At 45.9% G+C, this 14351-nt stretch carries 13 protein-coding genes; 9 read left to right on the forward strand and 4 right to left on the reverse strand.

What is annotated here, in order from left to right:
• Positions 1-73: 73 nt before the first annotated feature.
• The 3 genes from ACMN7X_RS10805 to ACMN7X_RS10815 all read left to right on the forward strand — a co-directional run bounded on the left by ACMN7X_RS10805 (position 74) and on the right by ACMN7X_RS10815 (position 5709).
• Entirely contained in the window at positions 74-1864 is a 1791-nt protein-coding gene (locus ACMN7X_RS10805; protein WP_418747476.1) for a Na/Pi cotransporter family protein, read from the forward strand.
• 330 nt (positions 1865-2194) lie between these two features.
• The gene (locus ACMN7X_RS10810) at positions 2195-4681 is read left to right on the forward strand and encodes an EAL domain-containing protein (protein WP_418747477.1); all 2487 of its coding nucleotides are present in this window, start codon (positions 2195-2197) and stop codon (positions 4679-4681) included.
• A 203-nt stretch (positions 4682-4884) separates the two neighbouring features.
• Positions 4885-5709 (forward strand): carbon-nitrogen hydrolase family protein, encoded by an 825-nt coding sequence (locus ACMN7X_RS10815; RefSeq protein WP_418747478.1) that lies wholly within the window; start codon positions 4885-4887, stop codon positions 5707-5709.
• On the opposite strand, the gene ACMN7X_RS10820 is transcribed toward ACMN7X_RS10815, so the two are convergent.
• From ACMN7X_RS10820 to ACMN7X_RS10835, 4 genes are all read right to left on the reverse strand, one after another.
• Positions 5706-6743 (reverse strand): lysylphosphatidylglycerol synthase transmembrane domain-containing protein, encoded by a 1038-nt coding sequence (locus ACMN7X_RS10820; protein ID WP_418747479.1) that lies wholly within the window; start codon positions 6741-6743, stop codon positions 5706-5708. The two genes, ACMN7X_RS10815 and ACMN7X_RS10820, sit on opposite strands and share 4 nt — an antisense overlap.
• A complete protein-coding gene (locus ACMN7X_RS10825; protein ID WP_418747480.1) occupies positions 6703-7347 on the reverse strand; it encodes a polysaccharide deacetylase family protein in 645 nt (214 codons plus the stop codon). The genes ACMN7X_RS10820 and ACMN7X_RS10825 overlap by 41 nt, the downstream gene beginning before the upstream one ends.
• Positions 7322-8497 carry an MGDG synthase family glycosyltransferase gene (locus ACMN7X_RS10830; protein ID WP_418747481.1) on the reverse strand — a complete coding sequence of 392 codons (1176 nt, stop codon included), beginning with the start codon at positions 8495-8497 and terminating at the stop codon, positions 7322-7324. The genes ACMN7X_RS10825 and ACMN7X_RS10830 overlap by 26 nt, the downstream gene beginning before the upstream one ends.
• A 151-nt stretch (positions 8498-8648) precedes the next feature.
• A complete protein-coding gene (locus ACMN7X_RS10835; RefSeq protein ID WP_418747482.1) occupies positions 8649-8840 on the reverse strand; it encodes a DUF6472 family protein in 192 nt (63 codons plus the stop codon).
• Positions 8841-8944: 104 nt separating this feature from the next.
• Here ACMN7X_RS10835 and ACMN7X_RS10840 point away from each other — a divergent pair, with 104 nt between their 5' ends.
• From ACMN7X_RS10840 to ACMN7X_RS10865, 6 genes are all read left to right on the forward strand, one after another.
• Positions 8945-9850 carry a helix-turn-helix transcriptional regulator gene (locus tag ACMN7X_RS10840; protein WP_418747483.1) on the forward strand — a complete coding sequence of 302 codons (906 nt, stop codon included), beginning with the start codon at positions 8945-8947 and terminating at the stop codon, positions 9848-9850.
• 86 nt (positions 9851-9936) lie between these two features.
• Complete coding sequence (locus ACMN7X_RS10845; RefSeq protein WP_418747484.1) at positions 9937-10836, forward strand: alpha/beta hydrolase; 900 nt, start codon at positions 9937-9939, stop codon at positions 10834-10836.
• A gap of 142 nt (positions 10837-10978) precedes the next feature.
• Positions 10979-11344, forward strand: a complete 366-nt coding sequence (locus tag ACMN7X_RS10850; protein WP_418747485.1) for a TfoX/Sxy family protein — start codon at positions 10979-10981, stop codon at positions 11342-11344.
• A gap of 14 nt (positions 11345-11358) precedes the next feature.
• A complete protein-coding gene (locus ACMN7X_RS10855) occupies positions 11359-12006 on the forward strand; it encodes a GyrI-like domain-containing protein (protein WP_418747486.1) in 648 nt (215 codons plus the stop codon).
• Between the two features lie 17 nt (positions 12007-12023).
• Positions 12024-12833, forward strand: coding sequence for a BtpA/SgcQ family protein (locus tag ACMN7X_RS10860; RefSeq protein ID WP_418747487.1), 810 nt, complete (start codon positions 12024-12026; stop codon positions 12831-12833).
• Positions 12833-14341: an FGGY-family carbohydrate kinase gene (locus ACMN7X_RS10865; RefSeq protein WP_418747488.1), complete on the forward strand. Its 1509-nt coding sequence runs from the start codon at positions 12833-12835 to the stop codon at positions 14339-14341. The genes ACMN7X_RS10860 and ACMN7X_RS10865 overlap by 1 nt, the downstream gene beginning before the upstream one ends.
• Positions 14342-14351 lie beyond the last annotated feature (10 nt).

The raw sequence follows: 14351 nt of genomic DNA on the forward strand, positions 1-14351 counted from the left end.
GATTAAGTTAAGGGGGATGTCGTCTTTTACCGGCAGATAATGCAATAAAATACGATGGATAATTGAGCGGGATATGGATATTTTTAATTTGATTTCTATTTTGGGCGGCCTGGCAATGTTCCTTTATGGCATGCGCATGATGGGCGATGGACTGAAGGAAAGTTCTTCAGGGACATTGAAGAAGGCCATGGAGAAGCTTACCAATACTCCGGTGAAGGCGTTTTTAATGGGCCTGGTGATGACGGCGGTTATTCAGTCTTCGACGGCAACAATTGTCATTACTTCCGGCCTTGTGGGGGCAGGAATCATATCGCTTGGGCAGTCATTGGGCATTGTTATCGGCGCCAATGTCGGTACGACGGTTACCGGGCAGATTATTCGTCTTTTGGATCTAAATGCGTCCGGGACATCTTTTTTGCAGTTCTTAAAGCCATCTACGCTGGCGCCGATTGCATTGATCGTCGGCATTATTCTGATCATGGCGAGTAAATCCGGCGGTTCTGAAAAGGCTGGCCGGATCGTTATCGGTTTTGGTATCTTATTTTCGGGTCTTATGAATATGACGGATGCCGTCAGTGGTTTGGCGGAGAGCGGCATTATCGAGCATTTATTTTCAAGTTTAGGAGAAAATCCGTTGATCGGTTATCTGGTTGGAGCCGGTGTGGCTTTCGTTCTTCAGAGCTCTTCGGCCACAATCGGTATCCTGCAGGCATTTTCAACATCGGGACAGCTTACTTTTGCCTCTATTTATGCAGTGCTGCTCGGAATATATCTGGGGGACTGTGTAACGACGGCGATTGTGTGCAATATCGGCGCAAAACCGGATGCTAAAAGAGTCGGTATTGTTAATATACTGTATAATTTAGGCAAATCGGCGGCGGTTCTTATTGTTGTAACGGTTATTCATCATATGGGACTGCTGGATGGTATTTGGACGCGCACGATTGATTCCGGCGGTATTGCGAATACAAATACGGTTTTTAACCTGTTATGTGCCATTTTACTGTTTCCGGCTCTGAAGTTTTTTGAGAAGCTGAGCTATCGGATCGTCAAGGATGTACCTGTGCCGGCTGGAAAGTGTGACGAGATACTGGCTGCGTTGAACCCGGTATTTATCAGCACGCCGGCCATTGCTTTCGGGAGCTGCTATGATGTGCTTCTGGCGATGTATGATATGGCCCGGACAAATATAGACCGTGCCTTTGATATCCTTGTTAAATATGACGAGCACGTTGCGGCCCAGATTGAGGAAGATGAGGATTATATTGATACGATGGCAGATCGGGTGAGCAATTATCTGCTCCAGATTTCTTCAAAGATTACCGCTGCTGAGCATGTGGAGATTATGAACCAGTATTATTCCGGAGTTACGGAATTTGAGCGTTTGGGCGATCATGCCATGAATATCAAAGAGGTTGCAGAGTCATTAAAGAAAAGCGGAGAAACATTTTCTGATCCGGCTCGGGCAGAGCTGAAGGTACTTCGGAGGCTGATTAATACGGTTTTGGATTATACTCATGAAGCTTTTAAAAAAAGAGATTTGCTTTCAGCGCGCCATATTGAACCGCTGGAAGAAGTTGTGGATGATATGATCGGTGTTTTGAGTGATAATCATTTAAAACGTCTCAGAGAAGGACGCTGCGGAGTTTATGCGGGAACGGATTTTCTGGATCTGCTCTCCGAGATAGAGCGTATTTCCGATATCTGCTCCAATGTCGGCGTGGCTACGGTGGCGCGGGTCAAGCCGGAGATGAAACATCAGGTACATGAATATGTTTCCATGCTTCATTCCGGGCGGGATGAAAGCTTTAATCACGAATATCAGGAAGCTCATGATTATTATTTCAGATTATTAAGAGAATAGAAAAAAATATCCCCGGGAATTTGAGAGATTTCCGGGGACTTGTTTTATATTCAGCTCCCGGAGGTAGGTGATCTTCCGGGATAAGATGGAATTTTTAAATACCCTTTAATTAACTGACTATTTACTGTTTCGACTGACAATTCAATCATTTTATCTGAGTACTATTTCATATTGCATTAATTGAAGTTTTATGTTAAAATTTTATCCATTAAGACGCTTCAAAAATCAATGAAAAATATTATAGGAGCGGAGGGCCCATTGATCTCAGACAATGGGGGTTTACAAGTATTCTAGAGGAAGGAAACCGGAGTGCATCAGAAATGAGGCAGGATGGCAAAGGTAAATATGGAAGAAAAATATGTTTGGAATCCACGGGCATTACAAAGTGAAATACAACAGAATATCAGGGATGCTATTTCTCATATTTATTTAAAAATTCTGAAGATAAACCTTACAAATGATACACATCAGAATGTAATGGTACGGGGTGATGAAGTAGAGACAGCGAAGGGGTATGCGGAAAGGCTGTCAGAATGGGTTGTAAAATTTGCCGAGGCAGGTTATGTATATAAAGAAGACCTACAAAGGTACCTGTCTTTCTATGATTTGGAAAATTTAAGAAATCAGTTTAAATCCGGAAGCAGATTTATTTGTTTTCATTATCGGAGAAGAGTAAAAGGAGAGTTTCGCTGGGTATCCGGAGAATTGATGTCAGGCAAAGAATGTCGGGAAGATAATCAGATCGTTTATTTATATGTGAGGGATATCCATGACAATTATCTGCGGCAGCTGGATTTTACTGTGCGGCGGAGAATGAAAAATGCGCTGAGTCTTGTGAATCTGAATTTGACAAGCAACAAGTATGACTTTGGATGTGGGGAGTACGCGAATCTTATTATGGATGCGTCGGAGTGTTCAGTAGATGATTATCTGGATTCTCTGAGTAATTTTGTATATAAAAAGAAAAAAAATGGCGAGTTTCGGCAAAAAATCAACCGGGAAAATTTGCTTCGGCTTTTTGACGAAGGGGAGATGTTTATCACCTTTGTTGAGGCTTTTATGCTGGAGGAAAATGAAAGGGGAATATTGAAATTTACGGTGCTTATGGAGAAAGATACTTTTTCCGGAGATGTGGAAGCGGTGATCTATACCCAGGATGTGACCGGGGAATATCTGCAGAACCTTTTCGTTCCGATGCTGCACCATTCAAGTTACCAGGTGGTAGGAGTTGTTGATCTCAGACGCGGGACAATGGCTTTGGCGAGAAAGGGAAGCAAAGATGATTCGCATCTTCTGTATTCGGAAGTGCCGTATGATGAAGCCAGACGAAAAGTTTGCATGGAACATGTTGCCCCTATGGACCAGGAGGCATATATGGAAAGAACAACTCTGGAGAATTTGAAAAAAAATCTGGAGGAAAACGACGGCTATGGATTTCTCATTTATCATGAGAAAGACGGAGAGAAGGGGATAAAGAGCTACCAGTGTCATTATTTGTCAGAAGAATTTGAGATGGTGATCGTTACGGTAGAGGATGTGACGACCATCTCGGAAAAGGATGCGTTGACCGGCGGAGAGAATCAGCGGGGTTTTATCAAAAAGGCTGAGAATCTGCTGAAGAATAAGGCGCAGGGAAAAACATATGCCATTTTGTGTATGGATGTTAAGAATTTTAAGGCGATTAACGAATTGTTTGGAATTTATGAGGGAAATGACCTCCTGAAAAGATTATATCAGGATTTGGAAAATTCTTTTTTTGAACCGCTGATAACAGCGAGAGTGGAAGCGGATCAGTACCTGTGTCTGTTCGAATGGGATAAGCTGGATTATGATAAGCTGATTTCCTGGTGCGAAAAGGAATATTTTATCAAGGGCAGACCGTTTCGGGTTTCGAGAAGATGCGGAATATATCGAATCCGGAATAGTGTAATGGACGTGAGAGGTATGTGCGACCGGGCACGGCTTGCGATGTCCGTTGCGAAAAGCGATCGCAGTCCGAAGCCGTATGCTGTTTTTGACGGCATGATGGGTAAAGAATATATCGATCTCTTTGAAATGTTGGGCCAGTTTGACAATAGTTTGAAGAATGACGAATTCTATGTATATCTGCAGCCTGTTGTAGATTCTGTGACCGGCCGGATCACCTCTGCGGAAGCGCTTGTACGTTGGAATTGTCTTGGAAAGGGAATCATTTCGCCTCAACGTTTTATTCCTTTACTTGAAGGCAGCGGAGATATTCCCCGCCTGGATTTGTATGTTGTGCGCAAGGTGGAAAAGTTCCAAAATGAGAGGGAACAGCAGGGGCTTCCGGTTGTTCCGATTTCTGTAAATCTGTCCTGGATAGATTTTTATGATAATGAACTTCTGGAATGGCTTTGCAGCTATGTGCGATCCAGGAGGGGCAAAAAGCATACAATACGCTTTGAGGTTACAGAAACTTCTTATGCAGCGGTGGCAGAAAATCGGAGCCTGTTGTTTGAACAGCTTCGGCAGCACGGTGCGGAGCTGCTTCTGGATGATTTTGGAAGCGGATATTCCTCATTCAGTACACTGCAGAACTATGACTTTGATATTTTGAAAATCGATATGGGCTTTGTGAGACGGATTGGGGAAAGCGATAAAACAAAGAGCATTATTGATTCCATCATTAAGATGGCGCACCAGATGGATGTCAAAACGATCGCGGAAGGGGCAGAGACCCGGGAACAGGTCGACTTTTTAAGAGAGAAGGGCTGTGACTATATTCAGGGATATTATTTTTATAAGCCGATGCCGATGGAAAACTTTGCAGCGGTTCTGAATACATACAGGGATTAGAACGGAAATTTCCGATATAAAAAAGGAAGCCGAAGCTGGTAAACTTCGGCTTTTTTAAGAGGGGAATGTTATTGTTATTGTTTGTTCGGTATGCTTATATAATAACCGAAAACTGTGAACAAATTGTGTTTCAATTCTAAAACCATTATAAACTTGGTTAGAAAAAAATAAAAATAATCGAAAAATTTTTCGGAGGATAAAAAGTGGGTTTTGTGGATATCATGGCCTTTCAGACAAAGGTTTTGGGGACAAAGGAAGAAAATTTGAAGCAGATGGCGGAATGTATGGAAAAGGCAGGCATGAAAAACGTGGATATGGTGACTTTTCCGGAAATGTTTCTTTGTCCTTATGAGACGAGTTTCTTTCCTTCTTTTGCCGAAAGAGAAGGGGAAGGGGCATGGCAATGGTTCAGCCATTTGGCAAAAACCTATCAGGTATACTTATCGGCCGGGACAGTGCCGGAGCTGGGGGAAGACGGTCATATTTATAATACGGCCTATGTATTTGATCGGGAAGGACGGCAGATTGCCAAACACCGGAAAATCCATTTGTTTGACATTGATATCCGGGGAGGGCAGTATTTTAAAGAGTCAGAAACCCTGTCCTCGGGAAATGAGGCGACTGTATTTGATACGGAATTTGGCAAAATGGGATTGTGTATCTGTTATGATTTTCGTTTTCCGGAACTGGCCCGGCAAATGGTCAACCGGGGAGCCCGGATTTTTATCGTACCGGCGGCTTTTAATATGACTACCGGCCCGGCCCATTGGGAGCTGCTTTACCGTTCGCGGGCGGTGGATAATCAGGTGTTTGCCGTAGGTACGGCCCCGGCGAGAGATATGGCGGCATCCTATCATTCCTGGGGGCATAGCCTTGTTGTGGATCCATGGGGAAATGTGTTGAAGATGTTGGATGAAAAAGAGGGAAGCCTGCGGTGCCGGCTGGAATTGGAGCAGATTGAAACAGTGCGCAGACAGCTTCCGCTGCTGAAGCATCGCAGGCGGGATATATATCCGGTAGAATTTTAAATTTCAGATGAGGATGTTCTTATGTGAACAGCCATGCAGACGCAAAAGCTGATGATCAGGAAAATATATAGACTGATGCCTCGGCTGAGCAGCATGGCTGTTTTTATATTTTCGGCGTCAAATATATCTTTAAAGGCGTAGAGAAAACCGCCCTCTGCGGCTCCGACGGCGCCGGGAGTCGGCATGGCCGATGCGGAGAGGGTCAGAATCGACTGGCAGGTCATCAATTCGCCGGGGCCACGGGCCGAGCATCCTAAAGCCCGGTAGACACAATAGGGAACCGAGGACAGAGCTGCCATTTGAAGCAGAGAAATCATTAATACCCGGAGAAAAAGCAAGGGGTTTTGGCGGATAAGGAGGGCGCTTTGGTGATAGCGCCGTATTTCTTTCAACCAATAATCCCGACTTTCCCGGGGACACTTTATCAGGCGGAGCCGGGCGCCAGCCCGAAGGAAAAATAAAAGGAGATTTTGGATAATCTTTTCGGATGTAAGAAATAAAGCCATTAGTGCGGCGGCGCCGCCGTTCATAATCAATCCGAAGGGCAAAAGATATTTTAAATGGCCGGCTGTCTGCATGGCAGGGCCCGGGTGGAGCAGGGCCATTATTCCGGCGAACAGCAACATGGCCAGCTGGTAAACAAAAACAATAAATAAAATCATTACGGAGGAATCCGCAAGGTCGATGTTGTCCTTTTTCATATAGTACATTTGTACCGGCTGACCGCCGCTGGCGGAGGGCGTGATCGAGCTGAAATAAAAGCCGATAAAGGCGTATTGTTCACATCTGGACAATGAAAGAGGCCGTTTCAGGCTTCGGGAGATATGATGCATGTTTATCGCTTCACAGCTCACAAAAATAAGCATGCAGCCGAGTCCGGCCAAAAGCCATATAAAGCGGCTTGTTTTTAAGGCCTGTATGAAGTTTTCCATATCATTTCCGCTTAAAATGACGGCAAAGGTAATGGCTGTCAGAGAAAGCATCAACAATAGATTACGGCCATAGGAGCCTTTTTTTTCGTTGTCGGATAACATGGAAATCTACTCCTTTAATATATTCGTCCATAGTTAGAAATTGATAGCCCTGGGATTTCAGCCATGGAATTGTGTGGATCAATGCTTCAATGGTTCGAAGGGGCGCGCCTTTGGCGCCTCCGGTATCCTCTCCGGCATCATGCAGACAGATGACGGCGCCGTCAAAAACCCGTTCCTTCAGTTTGGCGCTGACGGCCCGGGAGGTCGTCCCGGCTTCCCAGTCTTCTGCCATCACATCCCATAGAACTCTTCGAATATGGTATTTTCGGATATAGTTATTGACAAAGGGTGTGGAAATCCCCCAGGGCGGACGGAAATATTTCAGGGCATCGCCGGTCAGCTCCCGGTGCAGGTGAATTGACGATTGAAAATCCCTTCGAATGTCGGACGGCGTGCACAGCAGCGCATTTTTATGTGCCATGGTGTGACCGCCGACCGTATGTCCTTCAGAAAGCATGCGCCGGATAAGTTCCGGATGGGCTTTGGCGTGATTTCCTACAATAAAAAATGTGGCCGAAATGTTTTGGTATTTTAATAAATTGAGCAGAAGCGGTGTATAGCGGACATCCGGTCCGTCATCAAAAGTTAAAACTAAAGATTTCATGGTGTAAAGCACCTCCCAGTGGTAAAAAAGCGGTCAGCTCAATAATAATTTCGGCAAATGTGCAGGAGGCGAGGCTTTGGCGCATACGGCGCATCTGCTGTTTATAGTGGGAAATTTCGCCCCGGTTTTGAATGAGGCGGGCAATACGTTCCGCATCTGCCCGGTCGTTTTTCAGGATAAGTTTCTTTCCGATTTCATGGGCTTCAATAAACGCGGCATTATATTTCTCCTGTCTCATCGTCGGATTCAAAGCTAAAATCGGCGTTTCCGCATAAATGGCCTCGAAAGTCGTTATACCACCCGGTTTTGTGATAACTAAATCCGAGCGCAGGAAATATTTTTCGATATCCCGGACATAGCCATGGACTTCTATATTTTCAAATCGGCCGCACAGCTTACGAAACATTTTTTCGTTCTTCCCGGTGATGAGCGTCATTTCCGCAGGAACAAGTTCATCTAATTTCCGGTAAAAATCCAGCCGTTTCGGCAAAAGCCCGAGGCCGCCGCCCATCAGCAGGATTTTAGGCCGGAATATTTCGCAGGCTTTTTCGGAAGTTGGTGTTTTTTCGGAGGCGGATGTTTTTTGGCGGCTTTCAGCGTAAAACCTCCGGCGAACAGGGATTCCGGTAACATAAATCTGATTTTTCGGGACTCCTTTTTGTATAAATGACCGGCGGACTTCCTCTGAGCCGACGGCGTAGGCATCCGTATAATTATTTATCCATTCCGAGTGGCCGGTAATATCTGTCACACAGGTAATGAGCGGAATGTAAGAGCCGCTCAGAGCTTTATAATAGGCGGCTGCATTGGAAGCACAGGCCAGTACGGAAATAATAAAATCCGGTTGTTTTTCATAGATCAATTGATTCATACGCACATAGCCTATCAGATTTGGCTTTTGAGTAATGGGACGGTTTTCAGATGATTTATAGTGAAGGTTGTAAAAAACCGTATTGCATCGGATGAGAGAGGAATAGCCGTTATAAATGGATCTTGCGTGGCGAGGGGTCAGATACTCAATCCAGTCGATAATTTCGATATCAAATTTTTGCCCGTCTTTTGTGTGACAGAGAGTAAGTTCTTCTTTAATGGCTTCGGCAGCTTTCAGATGCCCCATGCCGAATCTGCCGGTAAGTATAAGAATTTTCATAGTCATCTCCTCTTTTCTGTTTTCAGTATAGCGAACAGATATAAGGATTCACCGACAGGATTCTTACATTTTTCTTATAAGAAAGTATTAAAAATATGAAAAAAGCTTCAATATTCTTAAATAAATATTGAAGCGGTAGAAATGAAAACGGTTACATTTGCTTTCGGACAACAGCGTATTCATTATCATTTTGATAATAAGGGCAGCTGTAATGGTCATCCGATATCAGATGGGCATACTCATCCTCATCCATATCCATATCACACATATAAGCCTCATAATCCTCATCATAGGAATAATAAAGGCAGGTATCGCAGCTTGTCTGCGGTTGTTTTTTGCGCATTTTGCATCCCTCCGGGATTATTGTAGCAAATATGCCCGGGATTGGCAATGGGAGAAAGATTTGATAAAATAGAGTCAGATGCGGCAGGGAGGAGCAGGTTTATTATGAAAATCAGTCGTTTAATTGGTATTTTATCTATTTTACTTCAGCAGGAGCGGGTAACTGCGCCTTATCTGGCAGAAAAATTTGAAGTATCCCGGCGGACGATTAATCGGGATGTCGAACATTTGTGTCAGGCCGGAATTCCGCTGGTGACGATTCGCGGAAAAAATGGCGGCATATCGATTATGAATGACTATAAAATAGATAAAACTCTGCTCACCTCAGAAGATATGAGGGCCATTTTTGCGGGATTAAAGAGTTTGGACAGTGTCAGCGGAACTCATCAATATCAGCAGTTGATGGAAAAACTGTCGGCAGGACATCCAGAGGGAATTCTTACAGGCGATTATATATCCATTGATTTGTATTCATGGTATAGATCGACGCTGGCGCCTAAAATAGAAAAAATTCAACGGGCGATAGAGCAGCGTGAGCGAATCGATTTTGATTATTACGGCCCTAAGGGGGAAAGCCATCGGAAATTGGAGCCTTACAGGCTGGTGTTTAAATGGTCCTCATGGTATGTTTGGGGTTATTGCATGGATAAAGAAGATTTCCGTTTATTTAAACTGAATCGGATGCCGGAGGTTGAAAATACCGGAGAGAAGTTTGAGGCCCGTGTTTTGCCGGAACCGGAAATTCCTTCAATTTTATTTGCATCGGCACAAATCCATGCCAGGATTCTGTTTGAGCCGGAAGCCAAATGGCGCTTAATCGATGACTTCGGAATCGGCAGTTTTGAAGAACAGGCTGACGGGAAATTGCTGTTCGCATTTGACTTTATGGATGAGAATCATCTGTTCAACTGGCTTTTGAGTTTTGGAAGCCAGGCGGAACTCCTGGAACCTCGGGAATCAAGAAAACATTTTGGGGAAATTATTCATGCAATGGAGGAAAAATATCGATGAAGCACCGGGGCTAGCCGCTGACAGAAAAATAAAAATGTGGTATGATAAAGGTATAAAAGACATATCAAATGTTAGGGGGAAATATCATGACACAGGAAGAAATTGTCAAGAAACGTCAGGAATTGGTACATCACATGTTTTCCAGCACAGGCGATGAATTTGTGCGCCTTGTTTTGGAGAACTGCCGCGGAGGGGTCAGCGCATTGACAGAAGAGATGCGGCAGCGCATGAACGGCGAGGAGTTTGACTATAAGGGATTTCCTTGGTATAAGTTTCATGTGGGTGAGCCGAAGGGTAAGACGAAAAAGATTCTGTATTTCCACGGCGGCGGCTGGGTAATGAACTCAGGTGTGGCCCAATTTGCTTTTGCGGAGTATCTGGCTAAGGAGACCGGTGCAGAGATCTGGTTTCCGGAATATCCTATTGTGCCGGAGCACAACGGAGAAGAAGCGCTGGAGATGGGCATGGCGCTCTATCGTCAGATGCTGCAGGAATGCCCGGGTGATGCGATTGCCATGGGCGGTGATTCTGCCGGAGGCGGGCTGGCTGTGTCTGTGGCGATGCAGATCCGGGAGGAAGGCCTTGGCCAGCCTAACAATTTGTTCTTAATTTCTCCGGGCTGCAATGTGGGCGGCACACCGCGTAACGCGGAGGAGAAAGCCTATGAGGACATGCTGCTGGAGCGGGACGCCATCGTTTCCACGAAAGGTTTTCCTACGGTATTGGATTTGTGGAAAGGCAGTACGGATAAGGATGACTGGCGTGTCAACCCAATGAAGGGGCAGCTGAAAGGTCTGCCGCCGATGCTGGTATTTGCCGGCGGCCATGAGGCGATGGAGATGGGTATCCGACAGTTTGTTGAAGAGGCGATCCGTCAGGATGCAGACGTGGTCTATTATGTGCGGAACGGCGTAGCGCATGCGTATGTTATGTTTTATGAGTGGGCAAAGGAAGAGAGAAAGCTCATTATTGATCGTTTGCTGTAAACATATATAAAAGGAAAATGATGAGTGTCATGGGGATACGCTCATCATTTTCTTTTTGTTTAAAGAAAAATATAAATGATGACATATACATGTCGTGTTTTGTGTCATATAATATATAAAAAAGTTGGAAGAGGTGTTTTTAATGGCTTCAAGTGAGGAATTTACTCAGTATGTCATCGGTCAGTTGGAGGAAGTGGGATGCATTACCTATAAAAAGCTTTTTGGGGAATATGGTTTATGGAATGAGGGGAAATTTTTTGGAACGGTGGAGGACAATCAGTTTTATGTAAAAAAAACAGAGGCCGGGAAAAAACTTCTGCCGGGGGCAGAACCGGTGGCGCCTCACGGAGGAACACCGGGCATGTATGCGGTGGAAGAATTGGAGGATAAAGCCTTTTTGGCAGAACTTGTCCGGGCGACCTGTGCCGAGCTTCCGGCGCCAAAACCCAGAAAGCCAAAGGCTAAAAAGACGAAATCAGCGAAGAAAACGGACATGTCAGAAAGATAGAGAAAGGGGTATTTATGACAAAAATTGACTATAAGAAGGAATATAAGGATTTATATATGCCAAAAAAGAAACCGTCCATCATTGATGTGCCGGAGATGGTGTTTATTATGGTAGATGGCCGGGGCAATCCGAACACGGCGGAGAGCTATAAAAAAGCGTTGGAGATTCTTTATGGCTTATCGTTTACTATAAAAATGAGTAAAATGAGCGGAACACAGCCGGAGGGATATTTTGATTATGTGGTTCCGCCGCTGGAGGGACTTTGGTGGCTGGAAGACAAAAATTTTGACGGTAAAAATGAGATGGATAAAGACAAGTTTTGCTGGACGTCCATGATTCGTCAGCCGGAATTTGTGACGGAGGAGGTTTTTGAGTGGGCAAAGGAAAGCCTTCAAAAAAAGAAGCCCGATATCGATTTTTCCGCCACCCGGCTGGAGACATTTAAAGAGGGATTATGTTGTCAGGCGATGCATGTCGGGCCTTATGATGCGGAGCCGGAGACGATATCAAAAATAGAAAAATATATCGAGGAAAACGGTTATGTTCCGGATATTAATTCAGTGCGCAGGCACCACGAAATTTATCTGGGAGACCCAAGGCGGACAAAACCGGAAAACTTAAAGACGGTGATTCGACATCCGGTGCGGGAAAGACTGAAATAGATATGGAGGCGGTTAATATGTCATTTTTATCGGAGCTTTTCGGAACAGAAAAGCCAATTATCGGACTTGTTCATATTCAGGCCCTTCCGGGAGACCCTTTTTATAAGGGTAAGGGGATGGATGTGGTCATTCAGCGGGCAAAGGCGGATCTGGAGGCGCTTCAGAATGGCGGCGTGGACGGAGTCCTTTTTACCAATGAATTCAGTATGCCCTATGAGAAGCATGTATCTTCGGTGACATTGGCAGCTATGGGGATGGTGATCGGTGCATTGAGATCATTGATTCGGGTGCCCTTTGGCGCGGAGGCAATTTTTGACGGGGATGCGACGATTTCTTTATGTGCGGCGGTGGAAGCGGATTTTACCCGGTGCCTGTTTACCGGTGTCTGGGCAGGAGACTTCGGCATGGTTGACAGGGATATCGCGGTGACGCTGCGGTTGAAAAATGCTTATCGGCTGGATAAGCTGAAACTTTTTTATTTTGTGACCAGTGAGGGAGATGCCTGCGTCGGTGAACGAAAAACGGCGGATATTGCAGGCTCCCTGCTGTTCAATTGTCGTCCGGATGCGTTGGTTGTCGGCGGGGCGGCGGCAGGTTCCGGCCCGGCCGGCCGGCTTCTCGAGCAGGTGGCTGAGGCCGCTAAGGGAACCCCGGTGGTATGCGGAACCGGCTGCAGGCCGGATAATATCGAGTATGTTTTGACCCGATGTAACGGCGCCTTTGTCGGTTCGGCCTTTAAAGTGGACGGCCTTTTTGAAAATCCTGTTGATGAGGAACGGGTGCGGCGGTTTATGGAAAAGGTACATATGCTGAGAGGTGGACGATAATGGCTGTATATCTGGGCATTGATATCGGGACCCGGGAAAGTAAAGGGGTTCTTATAGATGAAAGGGGAAAAATGGCAGCCATGGAGGTTGTCGGACACGGTGTGGACAATCCTCAGGCCGGATGGTTTTCTCAGGATGCGGAGGCTGTATGGTGGGGAGATTTTTGCCGTTTGTGCCGGATGTTGACAGCAAAAGCCGGGATAGCGGCTTCAGAAATCGGCTGTGTCGGTTTGTCTGCTTTGGGATGTGACTGTGTGCCGGTGGATAGTGAGGGGAAAGCTCTTTACGACGCCATTCTCTATGGAATTGACAGCCGCAGCTATAAAGAAATTGAATGGGCGTTGGACAGATATGGAACGAATGCAGAAAAGGTTTTTGGCCATGAACCCTGCAGCTCGGATGTGGCCCCGAAAATTATGTGGTTAAAAAATAATCATCGGGATATTTGGGAAAAGGCCCATAAGTTTTTGACGGCATCCTCTTATTTATGTGCAAAGCTGACGGGAAGACATGTATTGGACCCTTATCTGGCTGAAGATTTTTTGCCTTTGTATGATTTGGAGAATGGATGCGTGAATCCGGAAGGCTGCAGAGACTTTTGCCGCCCGGATCAGTTGGCTGAACTCTTTCCGGCAACAGCGGTGGCAGGTGTGGTGACGGCAACGGCGGAAGAAGCCACCGGTTTGGCTGTTGGAACGCCGGTGATCACCGGCACCGGGGATTCGGGTGCAGAAGCGATTTCTTCGGGTGTTTGCTGTCCGGGGGATATGATGATTCAGCTTGGTTCCACCGGATATATGATTTATCTCAGCGATCATAAGATTGAAGAGCCGCGCCTGTGGCCGGGAACATTTATTTTACCGGGAACATTTGGTATTTGCGCCGGAACAAATATGGCGGGAGCATTGACCCAGTGGATGCGTGACCAGTGGTATCGGGATGCCGAAGGGGGAAGTGAACCGACGTTTCATCGAATGGAGCTGGAGGCTTCGCAGGTTCCCGCCGGAAGTGAGGGCTTGATCTGTCTGCCTTATTTTGCCGGAGAGCGGACGCCGATCAATGATTCGAAGGCGAGGGGTGTGTTTTTCGGCCTGGAAACCGGCCATACCCGCGGTCATATGGTGCGGGCGGGGATTGAAGGGATCTGTTATACCATAAAAGCCAATGTTGAATTGATGAAACAGCATCAACTGCCGGTCCGCCGGATTTTTGCCGTGGGCGGCGGCACAAAAAATGATCTTTGGCTCCAATGCCTGGCAGATATTCTCGAAGAGGACATTTCCGTTCCGGCAATCTCCGTCGGCGCGGCCTACGGGGATGCTTTGATGGCTGCTCTGGCCGGAGGCGCTTTTTCCGGGTGGAAAGAACTCTCCGAAAAGATACAGATTCAAAAAACATATCGACCAAATCCGGCAAATTTCGCGTTGTATCGCAGACAGGGCCGGATATTCAATAAACTCTATGAAACTACAAAAGAATATATGCACGAATTGGCAGAGAGTGTGTGAATGGGAATTT

Origin of the sequence: Frisingicoccus sp. (assembly GCF_048388605.1) — a bacterium.
Taxonomy (GTDB): Bacteria; Bacillota; Clostridia; order Lachnospirales; family Lachnospiraceae; genus Frisingicoccus.

Excerpts from the sequence above, each read along its gene's own strand:
- ACMN7X_RS10805 (WP_418747476.1), top strand. The coding sequence starts at position 74 with ATGGATATTTTTAATTTGATTTCTATTTTGGGCGGCCTGGCAATGTTC.
- ACMN7X_RS10810 (WP_418747477.1), top strand. The coding sequence starts at position 2,195 with ATGGCAAAGGTAAATATGGAAGAAAAATATGTTTGGAATCCACGGGCA.
- ACMN7X_RS10820 (WP_418747479.1), bottom strand. The coding sequence starts at position 6,743 with ATGTTATCCGACAACGAAAAAAAAGGCTCCTATGGCCGTAATCTATTG.
- ACMN7X_RS10825 (WP_418747480.1), bottom strand. The coding sequence starts at position 7,347 with ATGAAATCTTTAGTTTTAACTTTTGATGACGGACCGGATGTCCGCTAT.
- ACMN7X_RS10830 (WP_418747481.1), bottom strand. The coding sequence starts at position 8,497 with ATGAAAATTCTTATACTTACCGGCAGATTCGGCATGGGGCATCTGAAA.
- ACMN7X_RS10835 (WP_418747482.1), bottom strand. The coding sequence starts at position 8,840 with ATGCGCAAAAAACAACCGCAGACAAGCTGCGATACCTGCCTTTATTAT.
- ACMN7X_RS10840 (WP_418747483.1), top strand. The coding sequence starts at position 8,945 with ATGAAAATCAGTCGTTTAATTGGTATTTTATCTATTTTACTTCAGCAG.
- ACMN7X_RS10845 (WP_418747484.1), top strand. The coding sequence starts at position 9,937 with ATGACACAGGAAGAAATTGTCAAGAAACGTCAGGAATTGGTACATCAC.
- ACMN7X_RS10850 (WP_418747485.1), top strand. The coding sequence starts at position 10,979 with ATGGCTTCAAGTGAGGAATTTACTCAGTATGTCATCGGTCAGTTGGAG.
- ACMN7X_RS10855 (WP_418747486.1), top strand. The coding sequence starts at position 11,359 with ATGACAAAAATTGACTATAAGAAGGAATATAAGGATTTATATATGCCA.
- ACMN7X_RS10860 (WP_418747487.1), top strand. The coding sequence starts at position 12,024 with ATGTCATTTTTATCGGAGCTTTTCGGAACAGAAAAGCCAATTATCGGA.
- ACMN7X_RS10865 (WP_418747488.1), top strand. The coding sequence starts at position 12,833 with ATGGCTGTATATCTGGGCATTGATATCGGGACCCGGGAAAGTAAAGGG.